Genomic DNA, 24,858 nt, shown 5'->3' on the forward strand with positions numbered 1-24,858 from the left:
GGCCAGGCCAGCATGTGGCGCGACGTGCGCACCATCGCCGCGCTCGCGTGGCCGGTGCTGATCGGCCAGCTCGCGGTCATCGCGTTCGGCGTGATCGATACCGCGATGGTCGGCCGCTTCTCCGCCACCGACCTCGCCGCGCTCGGCCTAGGCTCCTCGGTCTATATCTCGATCTACATCGGCCTGACGGGCATTCTCGTCGCGCTTCAGCCGATTGCCGGACAGCTTTTCGGTGCGGGACGCGAGAGCGAGATCGGCGAGGAGACGCGTCAGGCGCTGTGGCTCGCGGTGGCGCTGACGGTGATCGGCTTTGCGCTCCTCTTTTTCCCCGAGCCGCTTCTGAGTCTCGCGAAGGCGCCGCCCGCGCTGCACGAACGCACGGTGCAATATCTGCGCATCTTGTCGTTCGGCTTGCCCGCGAGCCTCGCGTTTCGCGTCTACAGTTCGCTGACCAACGCGGTCGGCAAGCCGCGGCTCGTGATGTTTCTGCAAGTCGGCGGCCTGCTTCTCAAGTTTCCGCTCAATACGTGGTTCATCTTCGGCGGCGCGGGCGTGCCGGCGCTCGGCGGCCCCGGCTGCGCGCTGGCGAGCACGCTCATCAACTGGGTGCTGGCGGCGGTCGGCATGACGGTGCTCGTGAAGTTCGAGTTCTTCCGCCCGTTCGGCATCTTCTCGCGCTTTTCGTGGCCCGTGTTCAGGCGGCAGGTCGCGCTCTTGCGGCTCGGCATTCCGATGGGGCTCTCTTATCTGATCGAAGTGACGTCGTACACGTTCATGGCGCTCTTCATCTCGCGTTTCGGCACGACCACGCTCGCGGGCCATCAGATCGCGGGCAACCTCGGCGCGGTGCTTTACATGACGCCGCTTGCCATCGGGATTGCGTCATCGACGCTGGTTTCGCAGGCGCTCGGCGCGCGGCGCTTCGACGAAGCCGCGTCGATCTCGCGGCACGGCATCGGCATGGCGTGCGTGCTGGCGTTCGTGTACGGCGTGATCCTGCTCGCCGCGCGGCCGCACATCATCGCGGCCTATACGCCCGATGCGAACGTCATCGCGGCCGCGATGCCGCTCGTGCTCATCATCGTCTTCTATCACCTCTGCGACGCGTTGCAGATCACCACCGCCTTCATTCTGCGCGCGTACAAGGTCACGCTCGTGCCGACCATCATTTATGCGATCGCGCTGTGGGGCATCGGGCTCGGCGGCGGTTATTTGCTCGGCTTCGATGTCGGCGGCGCGGTTCCCGCGTGGCTGCAAGGCGCGCGCGGATTCTGGATCGCCAATTCGCTGAGCCTCGGCGTGGCGGGCGTCGGGCTCTTCGTCTACTGGCGGCGCGTGAGCGTGCGGCATCTCGATACGGTGGACGCCGACTGAACGAGGGCGTGTCATCGAAATCGGGAGAAAGCGTCGAAAAGCGTCGATGGCCGGACCGCGGAAACGGCTTCGGCAGGAGTCCCCGATGAATCTCGCAGCGAGCTTCATCGTCACCGACATCCTCGCGGACAACAGCACCCACACGCGCATGTTCGGCTTCGACAGCGTGTTCGGGACGCGTACCTTCAGCGCGGTGAAGACCGGCACGAGTAAGGACGAGCGATAGCTGCGCGCCAGCGCGTGTGGTTCGAACGCACGGGCGGCGTCGGCCAACTCGGCTGGCGGCTCGACGGCAAGCCGTTCAGCCGCGACGCCCGCGCCGCGTGGCTGCCGTGGCCGGGCCGTCACCGGCTCGAACTCGTCGATGGGCGCGGCGAGGTGATCGACTCGGTCGCCTTCGAAGTGCGCGGCGCTTTTGCGAAAACTGCCGCGCCTGCCGTGAAATAGCTGCCGGCGCTGGCGCACCGTTGGCACGACGAAGCGTTTCAACAACTCATTTGCTCGCGGACACAATCCGGCCGTCCGTCGCACGCCCTGCAACGTTAAAGATTGTGCGCCGATAGAGCGCTTTCCCCGGCCTCATGCACAATGCGGACGGCCCGCGTTCGAAACACGGATTTGTCCTATGCTTAACGGCATCGTCCGTTTGCCGGACCGTGCGGCCTTCGTTTCCTTCGTTTCCTTCGTTTCGTTAATCTGCCTGGAGTGTCGTCATGCTGAGAAAGCTGTTGATGCTGTGCCTCGCGTTCATGCTGTCCATCGGCGCGGCGTTCGCCGCCGTCGATGTCAATACTGCCGATCAAGCCGCGCTCGATTCGGTCAAGGGCCTCGGGCCCGTCAAATCGAAGGCGATCGTCGACGAACGCACGAAGAACGGCCCGTTCAAGGACGCGGACGATCTCGCCAATCGCGTCAAAGGACTCGGCGCCAAGTCGGTTGCCAAGCTGGAAGAGAACGGCCTGACCATCGGCGGATCTTCGCTGCCGCCGACCGGCAAGGCATCGAACCCAGCCGCGACAGCTTCTCACGGCGCGGCCGCGCCGAACTCGACCATCAAGTCATCGGCGGCGGCGACCGCTGCGACATCGCCCGCCGCCACGACCGCGCAGACGCCCGCCGTCGTCCCGGCATCGGGCCCGGCGGGTGCTTCGGCTTCCACCACTGCTTCGGCCAAGAAGTCGAGCGCCACGGCTGCGGCGGCAACTAGCGACGCGAAGCCCTCGAAATCGAAGCGAAAGAAAGACAAGGCGGCGAGCGCGTCGGCTGCCAGCCTGTAATCCATCTGCAACCTTTAGTACTGAGACTGCCATGAGCCTACTCGATATCCTCGCCTCTTCCCTCGGCAATTCGTCGCAACAAGGCGGCCAGACTGGTCAACCGGGCCAGTCCGGTCAGGCCGCGCTGATCGCGGCGGCGCTCGAATTCGTGAACAGCCAGCCCGGCGGCATCATGGGGCTGATTCAGCGTTTCCATCAGAACGGCGCGGGTGATATCGTCTCGTCGTGGATCGGCAACGGTGAAAACAAGCCGATCAGCCCGGGCCTCCTGACCAACGTGCTCGGCGCGGACAACGTCGGCGCGCTCGCGCAGAAGGCGGGCGTTTCCGGCGATCAGCTCTCCGGCATGCTTGCGGCGGTGCTGCCGCATATCGTCGATCGCGCGACACCCAACGGCGAAGTGCCGCCCGAAGGCAAGCTCGACCTGACGGGCGTGCTCGGCTCGCTCGGCGGTCTCGCCGGCCTCTTCGGCAAGAGCGAAGAGCCGAAGCAAGGATAAGCGCGGTCGTCCTGTCGTACGTTGGCCCCGCGCCCGGCTCACGCCGGCGCGGGGCTTTTGCTTGTGCCTGCGAACCAGCCGCCCGCCCATCGCGGGCACAAAAAAAGGCAACGAATCGCTTCGTTGCCTTCGAGACTACGCTCCTTCGACTCGCGAAGGAGCCAGCACTTTAGTGCACCACGCGATCGAACACGAACTCGCCGTCCCGGACATCGACCGGAATGACGTCCTTCGGTCCGAAGCGCCCGGCGAGAATCAGCTTGGCGACCGGGTTTTCGATCTCCTGCTGAATTGCGCGCTTCAACGGCCGCGCGCCGAACACCGGGTCGTAGCCGACCTTGCCGACCTGCTCCAGCGCGGCATCGGACACGTCCAGCTGCATATCGAGCTTTGCGAGCCGGTCGTGCAGACGCTGCAACTGGATCTTCGCGATCGACTCGATATTCGCGCGATCCAGCGAGTGGAACACGACGACATCGTCGATACGGTTCAGGAACTCCGGCCGGAAATGCAGCTTCACTTCTTCCCAGACCGCGTCCTTCACGGCTTCCTGCGGCTCGCCGACCATGCCCTGAATCACCTGCGAACCGAGGTTCGAGGTCATCACGATCACCGTGTTCTTGAAGTCCACCGTGCGGCCCTGGCCATCCGTCATGCGGCCGTCGTCGAGCACTTGCAGCAGCACGTTGAACACGTCCGGGTGCGCCTTCTCGATCTCATCGAGCAGGATCACGCTGTACGGCTTGCGGCGCACGGCTTCAGTCAGATAGCCGCCCTCCTCGTAGCCGACGTACCCCGGCGGCGCGCCGATCAGCCGCGCGACGCTGTGCTTTTCCATGAACTCGCTCATGTCGATGCGGATCAGGTGATCCTCGGAATCGAACAGGAACGCCGCCAGCGCCTTGCACAGCTCGGTCTTGCCGACGCCCGTCGGCCCGAGGAACAGGAACGATCCGTACGGACGGTTCGGGTCCGACAAACCGGCGCGCGAACGGCGAATCGCATCCGCGACCGCGCCGATCGCCTCGTCCTGGCCGACGACGCGCTCGTGCAGCTTGCCCTCGATCTGCAGCAGCTTCTCGCGCTCGCCCTGCATCATGCGCGACACGGGGATGCCGGTGGAACGCGACACGACTTCCGCGATTTCCTCCGCGCCGACCTGCGTGCGCAAAAGACGCGGGCGCGTCGGGTTGTTCTGCTCCTCCGATTCCGCCTGCGTGACCTGCTTCAGGCGCGCTTCCAGTTCGGGCAGCTTGCCGTACTGCAACTCGGCGACCTTTTCGAGCTTGCCCTCACGCTGCAAACGCGCGATGTCGGCGCGCACCTTCTCGATCTCTTCCTTCAGTTGCGCGCTGCCCTGCACCGCCGCCTTTTCAGCGGTCCAGATTTCTTCGAGGTCGGAATACTCGCGATTCAGCCGGTCGATTTCCTCTTCGATCAGTTGCAGGCGCTTCTGCGATGCCTCGTCCTTCTCCTTCTTCACGGCTTCGCGCTCGATCTTCAGCTGGATCAGACGGCGGTCCAGCTTGTCCATCTCTTCGGGCTTCGAATCGATTTCCATCTTGATGCGCGACGCAGCTTCGTCGATCAGGTCGATGGCCTTGTCCGGCAAGAAGCGGTCCGTGATATAGCGATGCGACAGTTCCGCCGCCGCGACGATAGCCGGGTCGGTGATCTCGACGCCGTGGTGCAGTTCGTATTTCTCCTGCAAGCCGCGCAGGATCGCGATAGTCGCTTCGACCGATGGTTCATCGACCAGCACCTTCTGAAAACGCCGCTCCAGCGCCGCGTCCTTTTCGATGTACTTGCGGTATTCATCCAGCGTGGTGGCGCCGATGCAGTGCAGCTCGCCGCGCGAGAGCGCCGGCTTCAGCATGTTGCCCGCGTCCATCGCGCCTTCGGCCTTGCCTGCGCCGACCATCGTGTGAATCTCGTCGATAAAGACGATCGTCTGGCCTTCGTCCTTCGCGATGTCGTTGAGCACGGCCTTGAGCCGCTCCTCGAACTCGCCGCGATACTTCGCGCCCGCGAGCAGCGCCGCCATGTCGAGCGAGAGCACGCGCTTGCCCTTGAGCGTTTCCGGCACTTCGCCGTTGACGATGCGCTGCGCGAGGCCTTCGACAATCGCCGTCTTGCCGACGCCCGGCTCGCCGATCAGCACCGGATTGTTCTTCGTGCGGCGCTGAAGGATCTGGATCGAGCGGCGGATTTCGTCGTCGCGGCCGATCACCGGGTCGAGCTTGCCGGCGCGGGCGCGCTCGGTCAGATCGACGGTGTATTTTTTCAGCGCCTCGCGCTGGCTCTCGGCGTCCTGGCTGTTCACCTGCGCGCCGCCGCGCACGGCGTTGATGGCCGCTTCCAGCGCGCGCCGCGTGAGCCCGTGCTGCTTGGCGATGCGCCCGGCTTCGCCCTTGTCGTCCGCTACGGCGAGCAGGAACATCTCGCTCGCGATGTAGGTGTCGTTAAGCTTTTGCGCTTCCTTGTCGGCGTTGTTCAGAAGACCGGCGAGGTCGCGGCTCACTTGAACGTTTCCGTCCGTGCCCTGAACTTGCGGCAGGCGGCTGATCGCCTCGTTGAGCGCGGCCTGCAATGCCTGAACCTGCACGCCGGCATGCGAAAGCAGCGAGCGCGCGGAGCCGTCGCGTTGCGCGATCAACGCGGAAAGCAGATGCACGGGCTCGATGTACTGATTGTCGTTGCCGACAGCCAGGCTTTGCGCGTCCGAGAGTGCTTCCTGGAATTTGGTGGTGAGTTTGTCGATTCTCATTTTTGGTGAGCTCCAATTCGAATACGACCAAAATGAGGCGCTTTCGGGCGGTTTCAAGCGCGCAAACCGCTCATTCCGGGGATTTTTCTGCGAAACTGGCCGCGTCCGATCAGCGCGGCGGCGCTTTCGAAAGACCGCGCTGTGCAGGTTTCGTTCAGCGCCGCTCGATCGTGCGGGAAGTGTCGGTCAGGACGAAGCGGCGCGCGGGACGAGCGCAGTGGCGTACGGAGCATCACCGGGCGCGATGCCGAGCAGCCGCGCGAGCTCGCTCGGCGGCTCGGACAATTCGCCGACCGTGTGCTTGTCGAGTTCGGCGAGGAAGGCATCGCGGGCCGCCGCCAGCACGCCACGCAGGCGGCAAGCCGGCTGAATCACGCAATGGCGGCTGCTCGTCTGCGCGCCGAAGCAGCCGACGAGCGCGAAGTCGTTTTCCGTTACCCGCACGATCTCGCCAATGGTCAGCTCGCGCAAGCGCGCCGCGAGCCGCAGGCCGCCGTGACGTCCGCGCACCGTTTCCACCCAGCCGAGGTCGCCGAGTTGCTGGACGATCTTCATCAGGTGATTCTTGGAGATGCCGTAGGCGTCGGAAATCTCGCGAATAGTCGAGAGCCGCGCCGGCCGCACGGACAGATACAGCAGGACACGCAGCGCATAATCGGTGTAGTCGGTCAGTCGCATAGCGTGGCGCGTCGGACGGCGGAGTGAAGAGAACGCTGCGGTTTGGCTGATTCGATCGACGCGCGCACGAGGCCGACAAATCCGCGCGGCGGCCGGGGCCATCGCCCGCGCGAGCGTCTCAGGGTCTAATATCCGCTCGCGGCAGTCGCGACAGAACCGTCACGCGCCGGAGCACTGCTCAACATTCTGCGCCACTTGGGTGTTTTGCGTCAGCCAGATTAGCGCCGCTGTCCGCGCTCGCTGACGGACGATTTACTTGTTTGCAGCCATGAACCGAGACGAAACGAGCCACGCCATTACCCGCGAGCGCGAGCCCACGGAAACGAATATCCGCGCGCTGGTCGAGGCGTTTTATCGCCGCGTGGACGACGATCCGCTGCTCGGCCCGATCTTCGCGCGCCAACTGACCGGCCGTTGGGACGAGCATCTCGCGAAGATGACGACGTTCTGGTCGAGCCTCGTGCTCGGCTCGAAGCAGTATCGGGGGAACGTGCAGGAGGCGCACCGGCCACTGGAGGGCATCGAGCCGCAGCACTTCGCGCGCTGGCTGTCGCTGTTTCTGAACACCGTGGAAGCGCGCTACGAGCCCGCCGCGGCGGTGCAGTTCATGGAGCCGGCGTTGCGCATCGCGCAGAGTCTCCAACTGAGCAAATTCGGCTGGGACTACCGGATTCCCGAGGCGCAGGAAGCCCTGCTCGCGGCGCTCAAGCGCCAGCGCACAGGCGGCCGCGATGAGCCGCGTTTCCCCGAGCGCCCGGCAGGCGAACCGTTTCCGGCGACGTTCGTCGGCAAGCCGGCCGACGAAGACTGACGCGCGTAGTTCAACCCGCAGGCGGCGTCCAGCGCGCGAGGGCTGCGTCGTCGGATTCGCGGGCGTCGACCCAGCGCTCGCCCTGCTCCGTCTTTTCCTTCTTCCAGAACGGCGCCTGCGTCTTCAGATAGTCCATCACGAACGCGCACGACTCGAACGCTTCCGCGCGATGCATCGCCGTCGTCGCGACGAGCACGATCTGATCGAGCGGCTTCAGCTTGCCCACGCGATGCACGATGAGCACGTCGGAGCCGCGCCACCGTTCGCGCGCCTGATCGGCAATCGCTTCGAGCGACTTCTCGGTCATGCCCGGATAGTGCTCCAGTTCCATCGTCTCGACGGCGCTGCCTTCGTTCAGATCCCGCACCGTGCCGACGAAGCACGCGACCGCGCCGACCTTCGGATTGTCGGCGCGCAGCGCGGCCACTTCGGCGCTAATGTCGAAATCGGCTTCCTGCACGCGGACTTTCGCATGCTTTCCCATGTCAGCCACCCGTGACCGGCGGAAAGAACGCGACTTCGCAGCCATCGGTGATGCGCTGCGATGCGTTCGTCATCACGTGATTGCAGGCCATGCGCAGCGCGCGGCCTTCCGCGAGCGTCTCGGCCCACACGCCGCCGCGCATGCGCAGCCACGCGCGCACGTCGCCGACATTGACGACCGAATCCGGCACGCTGACCGTCTCGTTCGCGACGCCCAGCGCCTCGCGCACGCTCGCAAAAAATCTGAGTTCGACTTTCATGGGACTTCGTTCCTTACCGCATCAACTCTGAAAAGGGAATGAACCGTACCGTCTCGCCTGCGCTGATCGCGTGATTCGGCGGATTGTCGATGAGGCCGTCGCCCCAGACGGTGGACGTCAGCACCGCCGAACTCTGGTTCGGGAAGAGATCGAGGCCGCCGCCGTCGTTCACGCGCGCGCGCAGAAACTCGTTGCGCCGGTCGCCTTTTTTCTGCGTGAAGTCGGCGCGCATGGAGTAGACGCGCGGCGCGACATCCTCGACGCCCGCGAGCCGCAACACGAACGGCCGCACGAAGAGCAAGAACGTGCAAAAGCTCGAAACCGGATTCCCCGGCAAGCCGATGAAAAACGCCTTCTGCCCGCCTTCGCCGCGCCGGACCGCGCCGAACGCGAGCGGCTTGCCCGGCTTCATCGCGATTTGCCACATGGCGATGCGCCCTTCTGCTTCGACCGCCGGCTTCACGTGATCTTCCTCGCCGACGGAAACGCCGCCGCACGTCAGAATCAGATCGTGGTCGAGCGCGGCGCGGCGCAGGGTGTCGCGCGTGGCATCGAGCCGGTCAGCGACGATGCCGAAGTCCGTCACGTCGCAGCCGAGCTTCGCGAGCAGCGCGCGCAGCGTGAAGCGGTTCGAGTTGTAGATGGCGCCGGGCGCGAGCGGCTCGCCGGGCATGCGCAGTTCGTCGCCGGTGAAGAAAATCGCGACGCGCACGCGCCGCGTCACATCCAGCGCCGCGCAGCCGACCGACGCCGCGAGACCGAGCGCCTGCGGCGTCAGCCGCGCGCCGGCGCGCAAAATGACCGAGCCGCGCTCGATGTCCGCGCCCTGCCGCGTGATCCATTCGCCGGCAGCGGGCGGCTGCGTGAACGCAACGGTGCCATCGTCCGACGCCTGCGCCATTTCCTGCATCACGACGGCATCCGCGCCCGGCGGAACCGTCGCGCCCGTGAAAATGCGCGCCGCCGTGCCTGCTGCGAGCGGCTCGGCCGTGTGTCCGGCCGGGATGCGCTGCGAGACGCGCAGTTTGAGCGGCGCGGCGTCGCTGGCGGCGGCGAGAACGGCGGTGCAGACCGCGTAGCCGTCCATCGCGCTCGTGTGCATCGGCGGGACGTCGAGCGGCGAGGTCACGTCGGCGGCGAGCACGCGCCCGAGCGCGTCGAGCGTGTCGATACGCTCGGTGTCCGTCACCGGGCGCGCGGCGTCGAGCAGACGACCGAGGGCATCGGCTGTGGCGAGCATCGGAGGACGAGAGGAACCGGCTGACGGAGAGGACATGGCTTCGCTGGAGCGCGGCGCGCTGAAGGAATGGAAAAATGAGGCTATTGGCAACTATTGTAGCGACTCATCGCGCGGCACCCGACACCCGCCGCCGCGCGCGAAAGCTGCCCCGCCCCAGTGATACACTCGCAGCACACTTCCAGCGTCCATTTCCATGAAATTCTGTTCCGTCTGCGGCCACGAGGTCGGCCTGAGCATTCCGCCCGGCGACAACCGCGAGCGATTCGTCTGCAACAACTGCGGCACCGTGCACTACCAGAACCCGCGCAACGTCGTGGGCACCGTGCCCGTGTGGGACGACAAGGTGCTTCTGTGCCGCCGCGCGATCGAGCCGCGCTACGGCTACTGGACGCTGCCCGCCGGCTTCATGGAAATGGAAGAGACGACGAGCGAAGGCGCCGCCCGCGAAACGCTGGAAGAAGCCGGCGCGCGCGTCGAAATACAGAGCCTCTTCACGCTGCTGAACGTGCCGCACGTGCATCAGGTGCATCTGTTCTATCTCGCGCGACTGCTCGATATCGAACTGGATCCCGGCGAGGAAAGTCTGGAAGTGCGGCTCTTTGAGGAGAGCGAAATTCCGTGGGACGAGATCGCGTTCCCGACCGTCGGCCAGACGCTGCGCTTTTTCTTCGCCGACCGCGCCGCCGGCAACTTCACGCTGCATACCGGCGACATTTTCCGCACGCTGCGCGAAGGTTGAACGGCGCAGGACGATCATGGTTCCCTGGCTCGCTCACGACGATCCGTTTCCGCCGGTCGAGCGCGCGCTCGGCGCATCGAGCGGCGCGCCGGGCCTGCTCGCCGCGAGCGCCGATCTTCTGCCTTCGCGGCTCGTCGACGCATACCGGCGCGGCATCTTCCCGTGGTATTCGGACGGACAGCCCGTGCTGTGGTGGAGCCCCGATCCGCGCATGGTGCTCGTGCCCGCCGAGTTCAAGGTGTCGCATTCGCTGCGCAAGACGGTCAAACGCGTTCTTCGCGACGATGCATGGGAAGTGCGCGTGGACCACGACTTTCCCGCCGTGATGCGCGCCTGCGCCGACACGCCGCGCGAAGGCCAGCGCGGCACGTGGATCACGGCGGATATCGTGGAGGCTTATACGTCGCTGCATCGCGCGGGCGAGGCGCACAGCATCGAGACCTGGCGCGACGGCGTGCGCGTGGGCGGGCTGTATGGCGTATCGTTCGGGCGCATGTTCTTCGGCGAATCCATGTTCGCGCACGAAACGGATGCCTCGAAAATCGCGCTCGCGGCACTTGTCGGACACTTGCGCCGCCACAAAATAGAGATGATAGACTGCCAGCAGAACACGTCGCATCTGGCGTCGCTGGGCGGCCGCGAGATTCCTCGCCGCGCGTTCGTCGCGCATCTGCGCCGCGCGGTCGCCGAAGCGCCGATCCCGTGGCGCTTCGACAAGTCCGTGCTGATCGACCTCATCGGCACGGCCGCGCCCTGATCATCCCAAGCCCGCGCCGGGCGCACCGTTTGCGACGCAAGTACTCAGACAAGCACGATCCGCCGCGCACGCCTTCGCCGACAGCGAAGCGCACGCGGCAACGAAGAGACGACGCCTGCGAGAGCCGCCAAAGTGACACATCCGAACGAGCTGCCACTGTCACCGCTTTCCGCGCTGCAATTCTATGCAACAGCGCCTTACCCTTGCAGTTATCTGGAGGGCCGCGTGGCGCGCTCGCAAGTCGCGACGCCCAGCCACCTGATCAACTCCGACGTCTACACGGAACTCGTCAAGGGGGGCTTCCGGCGCTCGGGCGTCTTCACGTATCGCCCGTACTGCGACGGCTGCCGCGCCTGCGTGCCGGTACGCGTGCCCGTCGCGCGCTTCGCGCCGAACCGCGCGCAGCGGCGCGTGTGGAAGCAGCACGGCAATCTGATCGCGAGCGTCGCGCCGCTGCATTACGACGAAGAGCACTACGCGCTTTACATGCGCTATCAGTCGGCGCGGCACGCGGGCGGCGGCATGGACCGCGACAGCCGCGACCAATACGAGCAGTTTCTGCTGCAAAGCCGGATCAACTCGCGGCTCGTCGAGTTCCGCGAGCCCGCGTCGCCGGACACTCCGGATGCGCCCGGCGCGCTGCGCATGATCAGCATGATCGACATTCTGGGCGACGGGCTCTCGTCTGTGTACACGTTCTTCGAGCCCGACTTGCCGAAGACGAGTTACGGCACCTTCAACATCCTGTGGCAGATCGAGCAGGCGCGAAGCCTGGACTTGCCGCACGTCTATCTCGGCTACTGGATACGCGAGAGCGAAAAGATGGCGTACAAGGCCAATTTCCGGCCGCTGGAAGGGCTCGTCGATGGCCGCTGGTCCGTGCTCGACCCCGCGACGACGCACTCGGCCGGCGCCCTGCCGATGCCGGGCCGCGGCAACGGACCGGGCCAGCCGAAATAACGGCGTCCACGGGCCATTTCGTCCGGCTCCGGGCGCGCGTGACAAAGCCGTTAAAATAGCGGTCTTAAAAAAATTCGCCGTCGCCGGCGCTCATCCGTGTTCAGTTCTCTCTACCCGCTCGCGCGTTCGCGCCTTTTTCGCATGGACGCGGAAGACGCGCATCACCTGACCTTGCGCATGCTCCGCGCGGCCGGCCGCACCGGACTCGCCGGCGTGCTCGGCAAGCGCGGTCCCGATTCGCCGCGCACCGTGATGGGCCTCACGTTCAGCAATCCGGTCGGACTCGCGGCGGGACTGGACAAAGACGGCGCGTGCATCGACGGACTCGCGGCGCTCGGCTTCGGCTTCATCGAAGTGGGCACCGTGACGCCGCGCGCGCAGCCGGGCAATCCGCGCCCGCGCATCTTCCGCTTGCCGGAAGCGGACGCGCTCATCAACCGGATGGGCTTCAACAACGGCGGCGTCGATCAGTTCGTCGCGAACGTGCAGGCCGCGCGTTATCGCGGCGTGCTCGGGCTCAACATCGGCAAGAACGCGGATACGCCGATGGAGCGCGCCGCCGAAGACTATCTGTACTGTCTCGAACGCGTGTATCCGTTCGCGAGCTACGTGACGATCAACATTTCGTCGCCGAACACGAAGAACCTGCGGCAACTTCAGGGCGCGGGCGAACTCGACGCGCTGCTCGGCGCGCTGAAGGACAAGCAACAGCGTTTGTCCGATCTGCACGGCAAGCTCGTGCCGCTCGCGCTGAAAATCGCGCCCGATCTCGACGACGAGCAGATCAAGTCGATCGCGGGCACACTGCTCGCGCTTCGCATCGACGGGGTGATCGCCACCAACACGACGCTTTCGCGCACGGCCGTCGCGGGCATGGCGCACGGCGACGAAGCGGGCGGCCTGTCGGGGCGTCCGGTGTTCGATGCATCCAACGAAGTGATCCGCAAATTGCGCGCGGAAGTAGGCACGGAAGTGCCGATCATCGGCGTGGGCGGCATCTTCTCCGGCGCGGATGCGCGCGCGAAGCTCGCCGCGGGCGCATCGCTCGTGCAGATCTACACGGGGCTGATTTATCGCGGGCCGGCGCTCGTCACCGAATGCGTCGAGTCGCTCGCGCAGAGAATATAGACATAAGCAAACGATCTTACGCGCCGGTTGCAGTTTCTCTATGATGCCGCACCTATCGGGCGCGGCGCGGGAAGAAGCGGCGCGCCACTTTGCCAACACGAGGAGAACAACACGATGAACCTGTCCATGCTCAAAAAGCTCGTCGCCGCAAGCCTGATCGGCGCGGCGTTCACCGCGGTCACGGCCACGGCGCACGCAGAAGACCTGCTCGATCAGGTCAAGCAGCGCGGCACGCTGCGCGTCGGTCTGGAAGGCACGTTCCCGCCTTTCAACTCGAAGGCGCCGTCGGGCGAGCTCGTCGGCTTCGACGTGGATATCGCGAAAGCCGTCGCCGCCAGGCTCGGCGTGAAGCCGGAGTTCGTCACGACGGAGTGGAGCGGCATCATCGCGGGGTTGCAGGCAGGCAAGTTCGACGTGATCGTGAACCAGGTCGGCATCACCGACAAGCGCAAGGAAACGCTCGACTTCTCGCCGGCGTACACGTACTCGAACGCGCAGCTGATTCAGCGCGCCGACGACAAGCGTGATTACAAGTCGCTCGACGATCTGAAGGGCAAGAAGCTCGGCGTCGGCCTCGGCACGAACTACATGGACATGGCGAAGTCGGTGCCGGGCATCGACGTGAAGACGTACCCGGGCGCGCCGGAATATCTGCGCGATCTGGCCGCGGGGCGTCTGGACGCCGCGCTCAACGACCGCCTGATGCTCGCGTACTTGCTCAAGAACTCGCAGTTGCCGCTGCGCACGGGCGCGAACGTCGGCGCGGGCAATCCGTCGGGCATTCCGTTCAAGAAGGGCAATCCGAAGTTCGCGAAGGCGATCGACGACGCGATGACCCAGCTCGAACAGGACGGCACGTTCGCGAAGATCTCCGACAAGTGGTTCGGCATCGACGTGACGAAGCCGGCGAAGTAAGCACGCGACTGCGCACGCATGATCGGGCGGCATCGTCTAACGGTGCCGCCCTTCTCTTTTTCGCGTCCGGTTTATGATGTGCGCTTTCGCGCGCCGCCCGGTTCTTCGTTTCGATCCGCGCGCTTTCCGCTTACGTTTTTCCGTTCATGTCGACCACTTCCCTGCTGGTTCAATCGGCGCCAGTGCTGGCGCAAGGCGCGCTGCTGACGATCAAGTTCGCGCTGTACTCGATGTTCTTCGGCCTCATCGCGGCCACGGTGCTGGCGCTGATGGGCATCAGCCGCAACCGCGCGCTCGTCGGCATCGGCCGCGTGTACGTCAGCGTGATGCGCGGCACGCCGCTCCTCGTGCAGATTTTCGTGATCTATTACGGCTTGCCGAGCCTCGGCATCTCGCTCGAACCGACGCCCGCAGGCGTCATCGCGCTATCGGCCAACGTGGCGGCGTATCTGTCGGAAAGCATGCGCGGCGCGATTCTCGGCATTCACAGCGGGCAATGGCTCGCGGCGTACAGTCTCGGCCTGTCGCGCACGCAGACGCTGCGCTACGTGATCGGGCCGCAGGCGCTGCGCATCGCGGTGCCGAGTCTTTCGAACAGCCTCATCAGTCTTATCAAGGATACGTCGCTCGTGTCGGTCATCACCGTGACCGAGCTTTTGCGTAGCGCGCAGGAAGTGATCGCAGCGACGTATCAGCCGCTGCCGCTCTATCTGGCGGCGGCCTTCGTCTACTGGCTGCTGTGCAGCGTGCTGGAAGTCGTGCAACGCGTGTTCGAGCGGCGGCTCGCGCTGCCCGGGCGGCATTGAACGCACCCGCGTCTTCGATGGCTTGCGTTCAGTCTTCCTCGAACGGAAAGCGCACGCCCAGATCGCGCCGCGCGGCGTCCATGATCGCCATCATGCGCATCGACATGACATGCGGCATCACCGGGCTTTCGGTTAGACCCGCGCGCAGCAAGTCGCAGAAGTGCGCGGTCTCGTAGTTGAGGCCACCGCCCGAAAACGGCTCGTCGAGTTCCACCTTGCGGCCGTCCGTATAGGCGATGGTCGCGCGAGCCGGGTTCCACCAGTTCTCGTGAATCACCACGGTGCCTTTGGTGCCGCCGATGAGCGCGTCGCCGCGTCCTTGCAGGTCCATTCCGCAGAAAAGTTGCGCGATGCCGCGCGCGTGCTGCACGTTCAGGCTCGCGAAGACATCGACGCCAGTCGCGCCGACGCGACCGATGGTCTGCACATTGAGCGCCTCGCCGAGCCAGTCGACGGCGAGAAACGCCTCGTAGATGCCGATATCGAGCAACGCGCCGCCGCCCGCGTCCAGCGAAAACGACGGATGATCCGCCGGCACGTCCGCCATCGAGCAGCCCGCGCGCACGAGGCCGATATCGCCGATCGGATCGGCCTGCAAATGCTCGCGCAAGCGTCGATACAGCGGGTAGAACGGCGGCTTCATCGCCTCCATGAAGAGGACCTTCGCGCCGCGCGCCGCGTCGATCATCTGCTGCAAGGTGCGCGCGTTCACGGCAGCGGGCTTCTCGCATAGCACGGGCTTGCCCGCGGCGAACGCGCGCAACGCATAGTGCGGATGGCTGTCCTGCATCGTCGCGACGTAGAGCGCGTCGATGTTCGCGAGCAAGGTATCGAAGTCATCGAATGCGGCAGCGCCGAACGGCTCGGCGAGCGCGCGCGCCGACTCGGGCCGCCGCGAAGACACACCCGCGAGCGTCGCGCCCTCGACGTGTTGCAGGCTCTCGGCGAAGCGCCGCGCGATGCGCCCCGCGCCGACGATGCCCCAGCGTATCGATTCCATGTATGTTGCCTCCGGGATGTGTGTCGTGCGGGGATTGTGCCTGATCGCGCCGCGCGAAAACGACAAAGCCGGGCACGAGGCCCGGCTTTCATCGGACGATGCAGGTGCTCTGCGCCTTCGCGCCGACAGCGACAGCGACAGCGCGCTGAAGACCGCTCAGGCTCCGGCCGACGCGTTCACGTCCGGCGGCGAGACCGGCTGGCTCGGCTGAATCATGCGTTCGAGCGAGAATGCGCGTCCCACTTCCTCCGCCGCCAGATCGACGAGCGAGCGCGTCGCGCGTTCGGCGGCTGCCGGGTCCTTCGCCTCGATGGCCTCGACGACGCTGCGCTGCGCCGCGAGCGTCGCCTCGCGCACGGACTCGATACCGTCCACGATCGGGTTCACCGTCACGAGCGCGCCGCGCACGATGGCGGTCATCTGCCGGAAGAACTGGTTACCGCTCGCGGCCACGATGCGTGTGTGCAGCACTTCGTCGGCGGCCTGATACTCGGGCTCGCCGACCTGAAGGCGCGAAAGCGTATCGAACGCGTCGCGGATGCCGGCGATCTCGTCGGGCGTCGCGCGCGCAGCGGCGAGCGCGGCGGCGCGCGGCTCGATCAACATGCGGAATTCGATTACATCCCGCAAGAAAGTCTGATCCGGCTTCGCGCGAAAACGCCACGACACCACGTCTTCATCGATGAGACGCCAGTCGCTCATCGGCCGGATGCGCGTGCCGGTTTTCGGCCGCACGTCGAGCATGTGACGGGCGAGCAGCATCGAGAGCGCTTCGCGCATGACGGTGCGGCTCACGTCGAACTCTTTCGAAAGGATGTCTTGCGGCGGCAGTATCGCGCCGTATTTCTGCTCGACGATCCCCGAGACGAGCCCGTCCATGACCTTCGCCACCAGCGACCGCTCTTTGTTTTCATCCATCACGCTTCTCCCCTATCCGCCTGTCCGTAGCCCATGTGTGTCTGTGCGCGTCGCTCTCACGCGTCCCGTGGCGGCCAAGGCGACGAATTTCCGAACATCCATTCGTCGCACTACACGTTGCGTCTTCGTCGCGTCGAAAACCAGTGCGGAATTTCCTGACAGGGTATTCCCTCTGATCGCCGCGCCCGAGCCGCCCGCGCTCGCCGCCGTTCCTAATCGTTGCGCACGCGTTGCCGCATTCGTTGCGGTATTCGTACGCTCAATTTCCTGTGCTCGCGCCGCGCGGGCGCCGTCATTCCTCAGGGAAACTGATGAATGACGGCGTCGCAGCGCGGCGTTTTTGTGTGTTTTTTCGGCCAGAAAGCGTCAGCCGTTCATGCACTCATTTGAGCAAGCATCTCGTAGGCTTTCTGTGCGAACGCGAACGCTCGCTCGCGCGGGGGCGGCTATTGTATGACGCGATTACCTGAATTCTCATGCAGTGCTTAGTTCATGAGAATGCCGCTTTGAAACGCCTTCGCATCGTTCGGCGCGGCGTATGGGGGCGCTTACATGGCACCGTCGGAGGTGCGCGGACGCCTCGCGTGCATGCGCTGATCGCGGCGTTGAAGCGACTCGCGCTCGGCAAGCGTCTGCTGGTAGATGGCCACGTATTCGCTGCCGACCCTTTCGACTGAAAGCCGCTGAATGTCTTCCCGCGCGCGCGACGCATACTGCCCGCGGGCTTGCGAATCGAGCAGCAGCCAGCGCAGCTTCGCGGCGGCCTGCGCCGGATCGCCCGGCGCGACGAGCACGCCCGCGCCGCCGCCATCGAGCAATTCGGGGATGCCGCCCACGCGCGTCGCGAGAATGGCGCAGCCCGCTTCGCGCGCCTCGGCAATCACGAGCGGACACGGGTCCTGATGCGACAGGAGCGCAAAGACATCGGCGTTCGCGAGATAAGGGCGCGGGTCGGCCACGAAGCCCGTGAAATGAACGGCCGATTGCAGCCCGAGTTCGGCGGCGAGCGCTTCCATCGACTCGCGCTCGGGACCATCGCCGATCAGATACAGGTGCGGCTCCGCGATAAAGTCGCGCTGATGCGCCGTTTGTTCGCGCACGATCGCGAAGGCTTTCAGAAGATCCGCGATGCCTTTTCGCCGATACATCCCCGCGACGCAGACGACGCTCGGCCGCTTCATGGGCACCGGACGCGCCGCAGGACGACACGTGAGCCGCGGCGCGCCGACTGCGCCGTTGAGCACGACCGACACGCGCTCGCGCCCGATGCCGCGCTCCTCCAGCGTACGCGCGACGGCATCGCTCACGGCGACCATGCGATCGCCGGCGCGCACGAGCGACGCGCTCTTCTGCAGTTCGTGATGCACGGTGGTCACGAGCGCGAAACGGCGTCGCATGCTGCCGAAACGCGAGATGAGCGCGCCCGTCATCATGTGCGCGTGAACGATGTCGGGATCGAAGCGATCGATGAGACGATTGAAGCCCGCGATCATCGACGGCACGCGCCAGGGCTGTCTCGACTGCTGCAACGGAATGTGCGTGATGCCATGGCGCCGCAACAGCGGCTCGAAGCCCCCGCCCGACGAAGCGACGACCACGTCGTGTCCCATGCGCGCCTCCATGCATGCGAGATCGACCATCATGTTGACGGTGCCGTTGCCGATGATCTGCGCGTGGTTGGCGAGATGGACTATTCGCATGAGGGTACCGGTTGCGCGCGTGCCGGCATGCGTGCATACGCCGGCCGCGCGGTTCGTTATCGTTATGAAGAAGAGCTACGGGTACTGCACATGCGCGCGCCGCAGGACACGCGGCGCGTTCAAGGCTCAAAGCAGTTCGTACGTATTGGCGAACGCGTTGGCGCCCGTTTGCTGCGACTTGCTGGCGCTCGTTTCACGCGCCGTGCGGCTTTTTCTTGTCAGACCGATATACGGCATGCCGTGTTCGAGGAACGGTCCTTCCGTCTTGCGAAAGCCGAACGCTTCGTAGAACGCCCGCAGACTCACCGGCGCAGTGAGGCGCACGGCGCGGCCCGGCCAACGTTCGGCGCACACGTTGAGCACACGTTCGATGAGCGCGTGCGCGGTGCCATCGCCACGGCGCAGCGGACTCGTCAGAATCTTGTCCACGACGACTTCGGGATCTTCCATATCGCCTTCGTGAATGCGGGCGTAAGCGAGCACCGGCATCGGGCGCGTCATGTCGTCGGTGGCGAAGACGTGCGCGCCGGTTTCATCGCGGCCATCCGCATCGAGATGCACATGCGATTGCTCGACGACGAACACCGCACTGCGCGCACGCAGAATCAGATAAAGCTCGCGCGCAGTGAGCTGTTCGAAATCCAGGGTCTTCCAATTCATTGGTTGTTCTCCTTGCTGCCGGTTTCTCACCGGCGTTGCGACGATTGAACGTTACGTCCCGCGAAACAAGCTTTCAGTGCGGGGGCGCACCGACTCCAGGGCTTGCGGCCCCGTCAAATAAGGTCAACCACACAAGAGGGCGTCTTCGGGGAAAAGGACGCCTTCACGAACTCCATCACGACACGCATCGAGTCCTGCGCCACGCGCGGAAGGCTCGTGCGCGTGTCGCGATAGCACTCGCGTCGTTGCGCACCTTCATGGGAAAATCACAATGCAACCCGCCATTGAACGCGGCGCCTTAGAAAGCGAAAAAAGCGAACAAAGCGCAAGCGATAAAAACCAACGCGATAAACGCGCAGGTAAAAACAACGAATGCTTCGGCGCGCACGCGGTATCGGTTGCCGGCTTTTCAGGCCCGAGGTAAGCCCATGAGCGCGTTTCATACCAGCGGTATGACGAGTTCCGGCGTCAGTCGTTCACGCGTCGTTTCACTCGATCCCTTGCGCATGCGCGCGAAACGTCATCGCGCGCATGCGCTGCATCGTGCCGAACGCATCTGGCGCGATGGCGCAGACCCCGTCGACCTGTGGATCGAGCTCTTGCACGGCAACCAGCTCGAACCGCATGCCATGCTGGCCTACACGGTCACGCAGGACTTCGAGGACGATCAGTTCACGCTCGGCCGTCCGCCTTGCGAAGACATCGAAAAGCTGTACGGCCTGCAGGTGCAGGAACTCGCCGTGTTCGGCTCGCTCGAAGAACGCGCGCTCGTGCAAACGCGCCGCGGCAATACGATTCTCGTCGAGGTCGATGCCTTCTTTCTGCCCGACATGCGCGCGCTTTTCTATCGGCGCGACCATGTGAAGACGACCATCGCCATCGATGTGATCGATCCCAACGCACGACGGCTCGGTTACTTCCATCACAGCGGTTATCACCTTCTTCACGGCGACGACTACGACGGCGTGCTCGGAACCAGCGCTGCGCACGATACGGCTTCAACCGGTGCAGCGGGCACAACGCGTGGGCAAGCACTGTTCCCGCATGCCGAGTTCATCAAACGCGCGCGCGAATCGCTCGGCGGGACAGCGCTTGCGGAAGGATCGGCGGACCTTTTGTGCGCGCATCTGCTGCGCCGTCCCGTGCACAACCCGATATCGCGCTGGCGCAGCGCGTTTCCCGCGCACGTCGATACGATGCTCGAGCGCGGAGAAGCGTATGCGCGGCCCTATGGATCTCACGTGATGCGCCAGCTCGGCGGCAACTTCGAGCTGCTCGCGCATTACCTGGAATGGATGCGCGAACAGGGGTTCGACATTCCGGTGACGACCCATGTGGCCGCGCGCGCGATCGCAAGCGAAGCGAAGGCGCTGCAATGCCGGCTCGCGCGGGCGCTGGCAAACGGGCAGGCGGATCTCTGCGACGCCTCGTTCGACATCATGGAAGCCGCGTATGAGCGCGTGGTGCCCACGCTCGCGGCTATCGTCTGCTGATTGTTCGCCCTACGCGCGAGCGCCGCGCGTCACGCACACGCGTATGACATTGCGATGATTCTCCGTCGCGTCATGCGCATTTCACGCTCGCATGGTGAGATGCGACGTGCGCCAAGACCGATATTGTCCCCGATGAAACATTTCCGCGCCGCGTAATGGCGCGTTCCATGCGTTCGGCAGGGACGTCCGGATGTGGCGTCGAGACTCCCAACTCACGCAGCTTTCGCAAACGTTTGACGCGCGTATCGCGGTTTTGGAGGGAAAAGGCGATCGCTTCCATGCGCTATGTGGGCGAACTCACGCCCTCTTGCAGGCACGATTCACGCATTCGGGCGCGGCATGGCCCACAGACGAGCCGTTTCGTGCAGCAGGCGCAACGTTTAGCAGTTTGCGAAATTGCCATGGAACACATTCTTCACTCCGCGCGAAGCCTTGTGCAGCAAGGCTTTCGCGGGAAGCAAGAGGTCTCGCGCCGGCAGCACGTTCGTTAGGCCACGAACATGATGGAACACAGATGAATCAATTTTCAATGTCCCTACAAAAGGAGGGGTTCTCGCAGTGGGACGCAGGCCTCTGAGGCTTATCGCACGGTGATCGTCGAAGCGCCGCCCCGTCCGCGAGCCGTTTGCGCTGACGATACCCCTCCGGGCGCATGGGGATTCCTAAGACCAGCAATGTTCAAGACTGAAACAAAATGACGACGCTGCGCCGCATCACAGCAGGCGTTCGAACAGTGAGGCCCCACCAGCATTGACGTTCGACGCATTGGCACAGTCCTCGCTAAATGAGTCGTGCAACCCGAAGCGACGCGATCTACTAAATCAACTCAAGCGAAGCACGGGCGGCTAACGGGGCTGGTGTGAGACGTTTTCATAGCCGCGAAAGACGCGACCCGAGAACGATCACACCAGTAAAGAAAAAAGTGAAGCGCAACGCGCGAAGTTACGAGAGAACAAACATGCTGACCCTTCAGTCCGACCTGCACGGCAACCACCTCCTCGGCGCCCTTCCGGCGCATGAGTGGCAAGCTCTGACTCCGCATCTCGAACTGGTTCAACTCCGCACCGAGCAACTGCTCTGCGATTCGGGCCAACGTATTCATCACGTGTACTTCCCGACGACCGCCATCATCTCTCTGTTGCATACGATGGAAGACGGCGGCTCGGTCGAAATCGCCGCAGTCGGCCGCGAAGGCATGACGGGCGTGCCGGTGCTGACCGGCGGCGAAACCATGCCCACGCGCGTCCAGGTGCAGTGCCCTGGCTTCGCGTATCGCATGAGCGCTCAGGCTTTGCGCGAACAGTTCGGACGTTCGGACTTTCTGCGCCGTCTGATGCTGCTCTACATGCAAGCCCTGCTCACGCAGGTCGCGCAGACCGCAGCGTGTAATCGTCATCATTCGCTCAACAAGCAGCTGTGCCGGTGGCTCCTGATCGAAATCGACCGCACCGCGTCGAACGAACTGCAAGTCACGCAGCAGCTGATCGCCGACATGCTCGGCGTGCGTCGCGAAGGCGTGACCGAAGCGGCCGGCAAGCTGCACGATGCGGGCCTCATCCACCATAGCCGCGGCTGCATCAAGGTGGTGGATCGCGAAGGGCTGGAAGCGCGCGCCTGCGAATGCTACGGCCTCGTCAAACGTGAGTTCGACCGCCTGCTGCCGCGTCTGCGCGCGCAGGAGACGGCTTCGGCCTCCAGTGTCTGAGATGCGGATGCACAATAAAAGTCACGATATGTTCGGCTGGACGGCGCGCTGTCTGGACGTCTTCTTCGTCATCGCGGGCGGGGTGATCGCGCATTCGATGCGCTTTTCCTCGCTCGAATTCAGCGATATCGAGAAGCTCCTGATCGCATTCAATAGCGTGCTGGCATTGCTGTTGTTTCCGACGTTCGGCGTGTACGAAGCCTGGCGCGGCAAGCCGCTTCCGATGATGCTGGCGCGCGTCACGCTCGCCTGGATGACGGTGGCCGCCGCGGCGCTTCTGCTCGCCTTCACGCTGCATCGCATGGACGCCGTGTCGCGGCTGTGGTTCGCGTATTCGACGCTGATCTCCGGCGCGCTCATCGTGCTCGCGAAATGCGCGGTGTACGCGAGCCTGCGAATCATGCGAGGCCGCGGCTTCAATCAGCGCACGGTGGCGATCGTCGGCGCGCAGGGCTTCGCGCGCACGCTGCTCGCTCATCTGTCGAGCACGCCCGAGCAAGGCTTCACGCCCGTCTGCCTGCTCGACACGACGGGCGACGAAGAACTGCATGCAAGCGGTCTCGGCAGCCGGCCCGGCGCGTCCATGCGCCTGCCGGTGCTCAACGACTTCGACGAACTCGTCGAGAAGGTGCGCGCCGAGGACATCAACGAAGTGTGGCTCGCGCTGCCGCTTTCGCAGGAGCACACAATCTATCGCTTCGTGCATGCTTTGCGGCACGACTTCGTGAATCTGCGGCTCATTCCCGACACGCGCAGCATCTCGCTTTTCAATCACTCGATGACCGATGTCGCGGGCTTGGCGACGATCAACCTGACGACGTCGCCTGTCAGCACGTTGCAGATGTGGCCGAAGCTGCTGTTCGACCGCTGCTTCGCCGCCGCCGCGCTGCTCGCGCTCTCGCCGATCATGATCACCATTGCGATCGCGATCAAGGCGACATCGGAAGGGCCGGTGTTCTTCACGCAGAACCGCAAGGGCGCGGACGGACGGCCGTTCAAGATCTACAAGTTCCGTTCGATGGCCGTGCATCGCGAGAGCAACGGACACGTGACGCAGGCGACGCGCAACGACCCGCGCGTGACGAAGATCGGCGCGTTCCTGCGCCGCACGAGCCTCGACGAACTGCCGCAGTTCATCAACGTGCTGTTCGGCGACATGTCGGTAGTCGGGCCGCGTCCGCATGCAATCGAACACGACGATCTGTACAAGGATCTCGTCTACGGCTACATGTTCCGCTACCGCATCAAGCCGGGCATTACCGGCTGGGCGCAGGTGAACGGCTATCGCGGCGCGACCGAGAAGGTCGAGAAGATGCAGAACCGCGTGAAATTCGACCTGTTCTACATTCACAACTGGTCGTTCTGGTTCGACATCAAGATCGTCGCGATGACGCTGTTCAAGGGCTTCATCGGACGGAACGCCTACTAAGCGCGCTCCGCGTTGCATCGAGCGAAAACGGGCCCGGCGACTCGCGTTGCCGGGCCCGTTGTGCTGTTGGTGCGGCGCTTCAGTAGTCGATGCGCTCGACGCCCTGCTCCGTGCCGAGCAGGCACAGGTCCGCGCCGCGCGCCGCGAAAAGACCCACCGTCACCACGCCCGGCCACGCGTTGATCTGCGCTTCGAGTCCGCGCGGGTCCGTGATCGAGAGGCTCTTCACGTCGATGATCTCGTTGCCGTTGTCAGTAATGAACGGCATGCCGTCCTGCGTCACGCGCACGATCGGCACGCCGCCGAGCGCAGCGACCTTGCGGCCGATCGCGGTGCGCGCCATCGGCACGACTTCGATGGGCAGCGGGAACGTGCCCATCACGTCGACGCGCTTGCTCGCATCCGCGATGCACACGAACACCTCCGCCACCGACGCCACGATCTTCTCGCGCGTGAGCGCCCCGCCGCCGCCTTTGATCATCGCGCCGCTCGCATCAATTTCGTCGGCGCCATCCACATACACCGGCACGGTGTCCACGTCATTCAGGTCGAACACCTTGAAGCCGTGCGATTCGAGCCGCGCCGTCGTCGCGAGCGAACTCGATACCGCCCCGCGATAACGCGATTTCGAGGCGGCCAGCGCGTCGATGAAGCAATTGGCCGTCGATCCGGTGCCGACGCCGATGATCGAGCCTTCGGGCACGTGCGCGTTCACGTAGTCGGCCGCGGCCTGGCCGACGCGCTGCTTGAGTTCGTCCTGAGTCATGGGAATGGTGCTGCGCGTGAGGGGAAAACGCGATTTTATCGGAGCGCGCGCCGCCTTCCCGCGCTTTTTGCGCATCGGGTCAGAGGATGCTGTGCAGGAATCCGAGCGGATCGTGCGTGCGCGCGACGGACGCGATAAACGCGAACACAATGATCGCCAGCACGCCAAAGGCGGCGCGTGCGCCCTTCGTCCGGCCGCGCTTGAGGGCGAAGGTGCCGAGCACGATATAGACGACGAGGCCCGCGATCTTCGCGCCCAGCCACGCCGCGTTCGGCCCGAAGCCGATGATCGCGACGAGCGCAATCGCGCTCGCGAGCAGGAGCGTATCGACGATATGCGGCACGGTCTTGTTCGCACGCGCGGCGAGCAGGCGCGAGTCCGTCAGCATCCAGATACAGCGCAGCACGAAGCCCGCGATGCTCAGGCCCGCGCACGTCATATGGAGCGCGCGCAGCGGCAGGAAGTAGTCGCCCATTTCTTTTTTGTCTAACTC

The 24,858-nt window shown here is 64.7% G+C and carries 26 protein-coding genes and 1 pseudogene; 16 read left to right on the plus strand and 11 right to left on the minus strand.

Features of this window, described 5'->3' with window-relative positions; genetic code table 11:
- Nucleotides 1–12 precede the first annotated feature (12 nt).
- From NCR37_RS07555 to NCR37_RS07570, 5 genes and pseudogenes are all read left to right on the plus strand, one after another.
- Nucleotides 13–1,374, plus strand: a complete 1,362-nt coding sequence (locus NCR37_RS07555) for an MATE family efflux transporter (protein ID WP_250472526.1) — start codon at nt 13–15, stop codon at nt 1,372–1,374.
- An 85-nt stretch (nt 1,375–1,459) separates the two neighbouring features.
- A complete protein-coding gene (locus NCR37_RS28695; protein WP_502800499.1) occupies nt 1,460–1,600 on the plus strand; it encodes a hypothetical protein in 141 nt (46 codons plus the stop codon).
- Between the two features lie 8 nt (nt 1,601–1,608).
- Nucleotides 1,609–1,821 (plus strand): annotated as a pseudogene (locus NCR37_RS28700) (hypothetical protein); the annotation flags it as partial.
- A 266-nt stretch (nt 1,822–2,087) separates the two neighbouring features.
- The gene (locus tag NCR37_RS07565) at nt 2,088–2,651 is read left to right on the plus strand and encodes a ComEA family DNA-binding protein (RefSeq protein ID WP_250472465.1); all 564 of its coding nucleotides are present in this window, start codon (nt 2,088–2,090) and stop codon (nt 2,649–2,651) included.
- A 31-nt stretch (nt 2,652–2,682) separates the two neighbouring features.
- Nucleotides 2,683–3,150: a YidB family protein gene (locus tag NCR37_RS07570; protein ID WP_175940464.1), complete on the plus strand. Its 468-nt coding sequence runs from the start codon at nt 2,683–2,685 to the stop codon at nt 3,148–3,150.
- A gap of 169 nt (nt 3,151–3,319) precedes the next feature.
- On the opposite strand, the gene clpB is transcribed toward NCR37_RS07570, so the two are convergent.
- Together clpB and NCR37_RS07580 are read right to left on the minus strand one after the other, a co-directional pair.
- Complete coding sequence (gene clpB, locus NCR37_RS07575) at nt 3,320–5,917, minus strand: ATP-dependent chaperone ClpB (protein ID WP_250472466.1); 2,598 nt, start codon at nt 5,915–5,917, stop codon at nt 3,320–3,322.
- A gap of 186 nt (nt 5,918–6,103) precedes the next feature.
- Nucleotides 6,104–6,595 carry an Rrf2 family transcriptional regulator gene (locus NCR37_RS07580; RefSeq protein WP_250472467.1) on the minus strand — a complete coding sequence of 164 codons (492 nt, stop codon included), beginning with the start codon at nt 6,593–6,595 and terminating at the stop codon, nt 6,104–6,106.
- A 268-nt stretch (nt 6,596–6,863) separates the two neighbouring features.
- Between NCR37_RS07580 and NCR37_RS07585 the strand changes: the two genes are divergently transcribed.
- Nucleotides 6,864–7,406 carry a group III truncated hemoglobin gene (locus tag NCR37_RS07585; protein ID WP_250472468.1) on the plus strand — a complete coding sequence of 181 codons (543 nt, stop codon included), beginning with the start codon at nt 6,864–6,866 and terminating at the stop codon, nt 7,404–7,406.
- Nucleotides 7,407–7,416: 10 nt separating this feature from the next.
- Here NCR37_RS07585 and moaE read toward each other — a convergent pair whose 3' ends face one another.
- The 3 genes from moaE to NCR37_RS07600 are packed head-to-tail and all read right to left on the minus strand — an operon-like array spanning nt 7,417 to nt 9,389.
- The gene (gene moaE / locus NCR37_RS07590) at nt 7,417–7,890 is read right to left on the minus strand and encodes a molybdopterin synthase catalytic subunit MoaE (RefSeq protein WP_250472469.1); all 474 of its coding nucleotides are present in this window, start codon (nt 7,888–7,890) and stop codon (nt 7,417–7,419) included.
- 1 nt (nt 7,891) lies between these two features.
- The gene (gene moaD, locus NCR37_RS07595; protein ID WP_250472470.1) at nt 7,892–8,149 is read right to left on the minus strand and encodes a molybdopterin converting factor subunit 1; all 258 of its coding nucleotides are present in this window, start codon (nt 8,147–8,149) and stop codon (nt 7,892–7,894) included.
- A 13-nt stretch (nt 8,150–8,162) separates the two neighbouring features.
- Nucleotides 8,163–9,389 carry a molybdopterin molybdotransferase MoeA gene (locus NCR37_RS07600; RefSeq protein ID WP_350029053.1) on the minus strand — a complete coding sequence of 409 codons (1,227 nt, stop codon included), beginning with the start codon at nt 9,387–9,389 and terminating at the stop codon, nt 8,163–8,165.
- A 193-nt stretch (nt 9,390–9,582) separates the two neighbouring features.
- Between NCR37_RS07600 and NCR37_RS07605 the strand changes: the two genes are divergently transcribed.
- The 6 genes from NCR37_RS07605 (at nt 9,583) to NCR37_RS07630 (ending at nt 14,694) form a co-directional block, all read left to right on the plus strand.
- Complete coding sequence (locus tag NCR37_RS07605; RefSeq protein WP_175940470.1) at nt 9,583–10,128, plus strand: NUDIX hydrolase; 546 nt, start codon at nt 9,583–9,585, stop codon at nt 10,126–10,128.
- Nucleotides 10,129–10,144: 16 nt separating this feature from the next.
- Nucleotides 10,145–10,885 carry a leucyl/phenylalanyl-tRNA--protein transferase gene (gene aat, locus NCR37_RS07610; RefSeq protein WP_250472472.1) on the plus strand — a complete coding sequence of 247 codons (741 nt, stop codon included), beginning with the start codon at nt 10,145–10,147 and terminating at the stop codon, nt 10,883–10,885.
- Between the two features lie 132 nt (nt 10,886–11,017).
- Complete coding sequence (locus NCR37_RS07615; RefSeq protein ID WP_250472473.1) at nt 11,018–11,845, plus strand: arginyltransferase; 828 nt, start codon at nt 11,018–11,020, stop codon at nt 11,843–11,845.
- 96 nt (nt 11,846–11,941) lie between these two features.
- A complete protein-coding gene (locus NCR37_RS07620; protein ID WP_250472474.1) occupies nt 11,942–12,973 on the plus strand; it encodes a quinone-dependent dihydroorotate dehydrogenase in 1,032 nt (343 codons plus the stop codon).
- Nucleotides 12,974–13,087: 114 nt separating this feature from the next.
- Nucleotides 13,088–13,888: a cystine ABC transporter substrate-binding protein gene (locus NCR37_RS07625; protein WP_250472475.1), complete on the plus strand. Its 801-nt coding sequence runs from the start codon at nt 13,088–13,090 to the stop codon at nt 13,886–13,888.
- A 146-nt stretch (nt 13,889–14,034) separates the two neighbouring features.
- Nucleotides 14,035–14,694: an amino acid ABC transporter permease gene (locus NCR37_RS07630; RefSeq protein WP_175940475.1), complete on the plus strand. Its 660-nt coding sequence runs from the start codon at nt 14,035–14,037 to the stop codon at nt 14,692–14,694.
- A gap of 28 nt (nt 14,695–14,722) precedes the next feature.
- Here the strand turns inward: NCR37_RS07630 and NCR37_RS07635 are convergent, their stop codons facing one another.
- The 4 genes from NCR37_RS07635 to NCR37_RS07650 all read right to left on the minus strand — a co-directional run bounded on the left by NCR37_RS07635 (nt 14,723) and on the right by NCR37_RS07650 (nt 18,972).
- A complete protein-coding gene (locus NCR37_RS07635) occupies nt 14,723–15,694 on the minus strand; it encodes a Gfo/Idh/MocA family protein (protein WP_250472476.1) in 972 nt (323 codons plus the stop codon).
- A gap of 156 nt (nt 15,695–15,850) precedes the next feature.
- Entirely contained in the window at nt 15,851–16,612 is a 762-nt protein-coding gene (locus NCR37_RS07640) for a FadR/GntR family transcriptional regulator (RefSeq protein WP_175940477.1), read from the minus strand.
- Between the two features lie 548 nt (nt 16,613–17,160).
- On the minus strand, nt 17,161–18,312 hold the full coding sequence (locus tag NCR37_RS07645; protein WP_250472477.1) for a glycosyltransferase family 4 protein: 1,152 nt from the start codon (nt 18,310–18,312) through the stop codon (nt 17,161–17,163).
- A 126-nt stretch (nt 18,313–18,438) separates the two neighbouring features.
- Entirely contained in the window at nt 18,439–18,972 is a 534-nt protein-coding gene (locus NCR37_RS07650; protein WP_250472478.1) for a GNAT family N-acetyltransferase, read from the minus strand.
- A gap of 271 nt (nt 18,973–19,243) precedes the next feature.
- Between NCR37_RS07650 and NCR37_RS07655 the strand changes: the two genes are divergently transcribed.
- The 4 genes from NCR37_RS07655 to NCR37_RS07670 all read left to right on the plus strand — a co-directional run bounded on the left by NCR37_RS07655 (nt 19,244) and on the right by NCR37_RS07670 (nt 23,599).
- On the plus strand, nt 19,244–19,396 hold the full coding sequence (locus NCR37_RS07655; RefSeq protein ID WP_250472479.1) for a hypothetical protein: 153 nt from the start codon (nt 19,244–19,246) through the stop codon (nt 19,394–19,396).
- Between the two features lie 82 nt (nt 19,397–19,478).
- Nucleotides 19,479–20,465, plus strand: coding sequence for a DUF1839 family protein (locus NCR37_RS07660; RefSeq protein ID WP_250472480.1), 987 nt, complete (start codon nt 19,479–19,481; stop codon nt 20,463–20,465).
- Nucleotides 20,466–21,423: 958 nt separating this feature from the next.
- Nucleotides 21,424–22,170 carry a Crp/Fnr family transcriptional regulator gene (locus NCR37_RS07665; protein WP_159836384.1) on the plus strand — a complete coding sequence of 249 codons (747 nt, stop codon included), beginning with the start codon at nt 21,424–21,426 and terminating at the stop codon, nt 22,168–22,170.
- Between the two features lie 28 nt (nt 22,171–22,198).
- A complete protein-coding gene (locus tag NCR37_RS07670; RefSeq protein WP_250472527.1) occupies nt 22,199–23,599 on the plus strand; it encodes an undecaprenyl-phosphate glucose phosphotransferase in 1,401 nt (466 codons plus the stop codon).
- Nucleotides 23,600–23,678: 79 nt separating this feature from the next.
- On the opposite strand, the gene rpiA is transcribed toward NCR37_RS07670, so the two are convergent.
- Together rpiA and NCR37_RS07680 are read right to left on the minus strand one after the other, a co-directional pair.
- The gene (gene rpiA / locus NCR37_RS07675) at nt 23,679–24,365 is read right to left on the minus strand and encodes a ribose-5-phosphate isomerase RpiA (protein WP_250472481.1); all 687 of its coding nucleotides are present in this window, start codon (nt 24,363–24,365) and stop codon (nt 23,679–23,681) included.
- Nucleotides 24,366–24,444: 79 nt separating this feature from the next.
- Complete coding sequence (locus NCR37_RS07680) at nt 24,445–24,840, minus strand: SirB2 family protein (protein WP_250472482.1); 396 nt, start codon at nt 24,838–24,840, stop codon at nt 24,445–24,447.
- Between the last annotated feature and the right edge of the window lie 18 nt (nt 24,841–24,858).

Source organism: Caballeronia sp. GAFFF1 (assembly GCF_023630705.1).
In the GTDB taxonomy this organism is placed as follows: Bacteria; Pseudomonadota; Gammaproteobacteria; order Burkholderiales; family Burkholderiaceae; genus Caballeronia.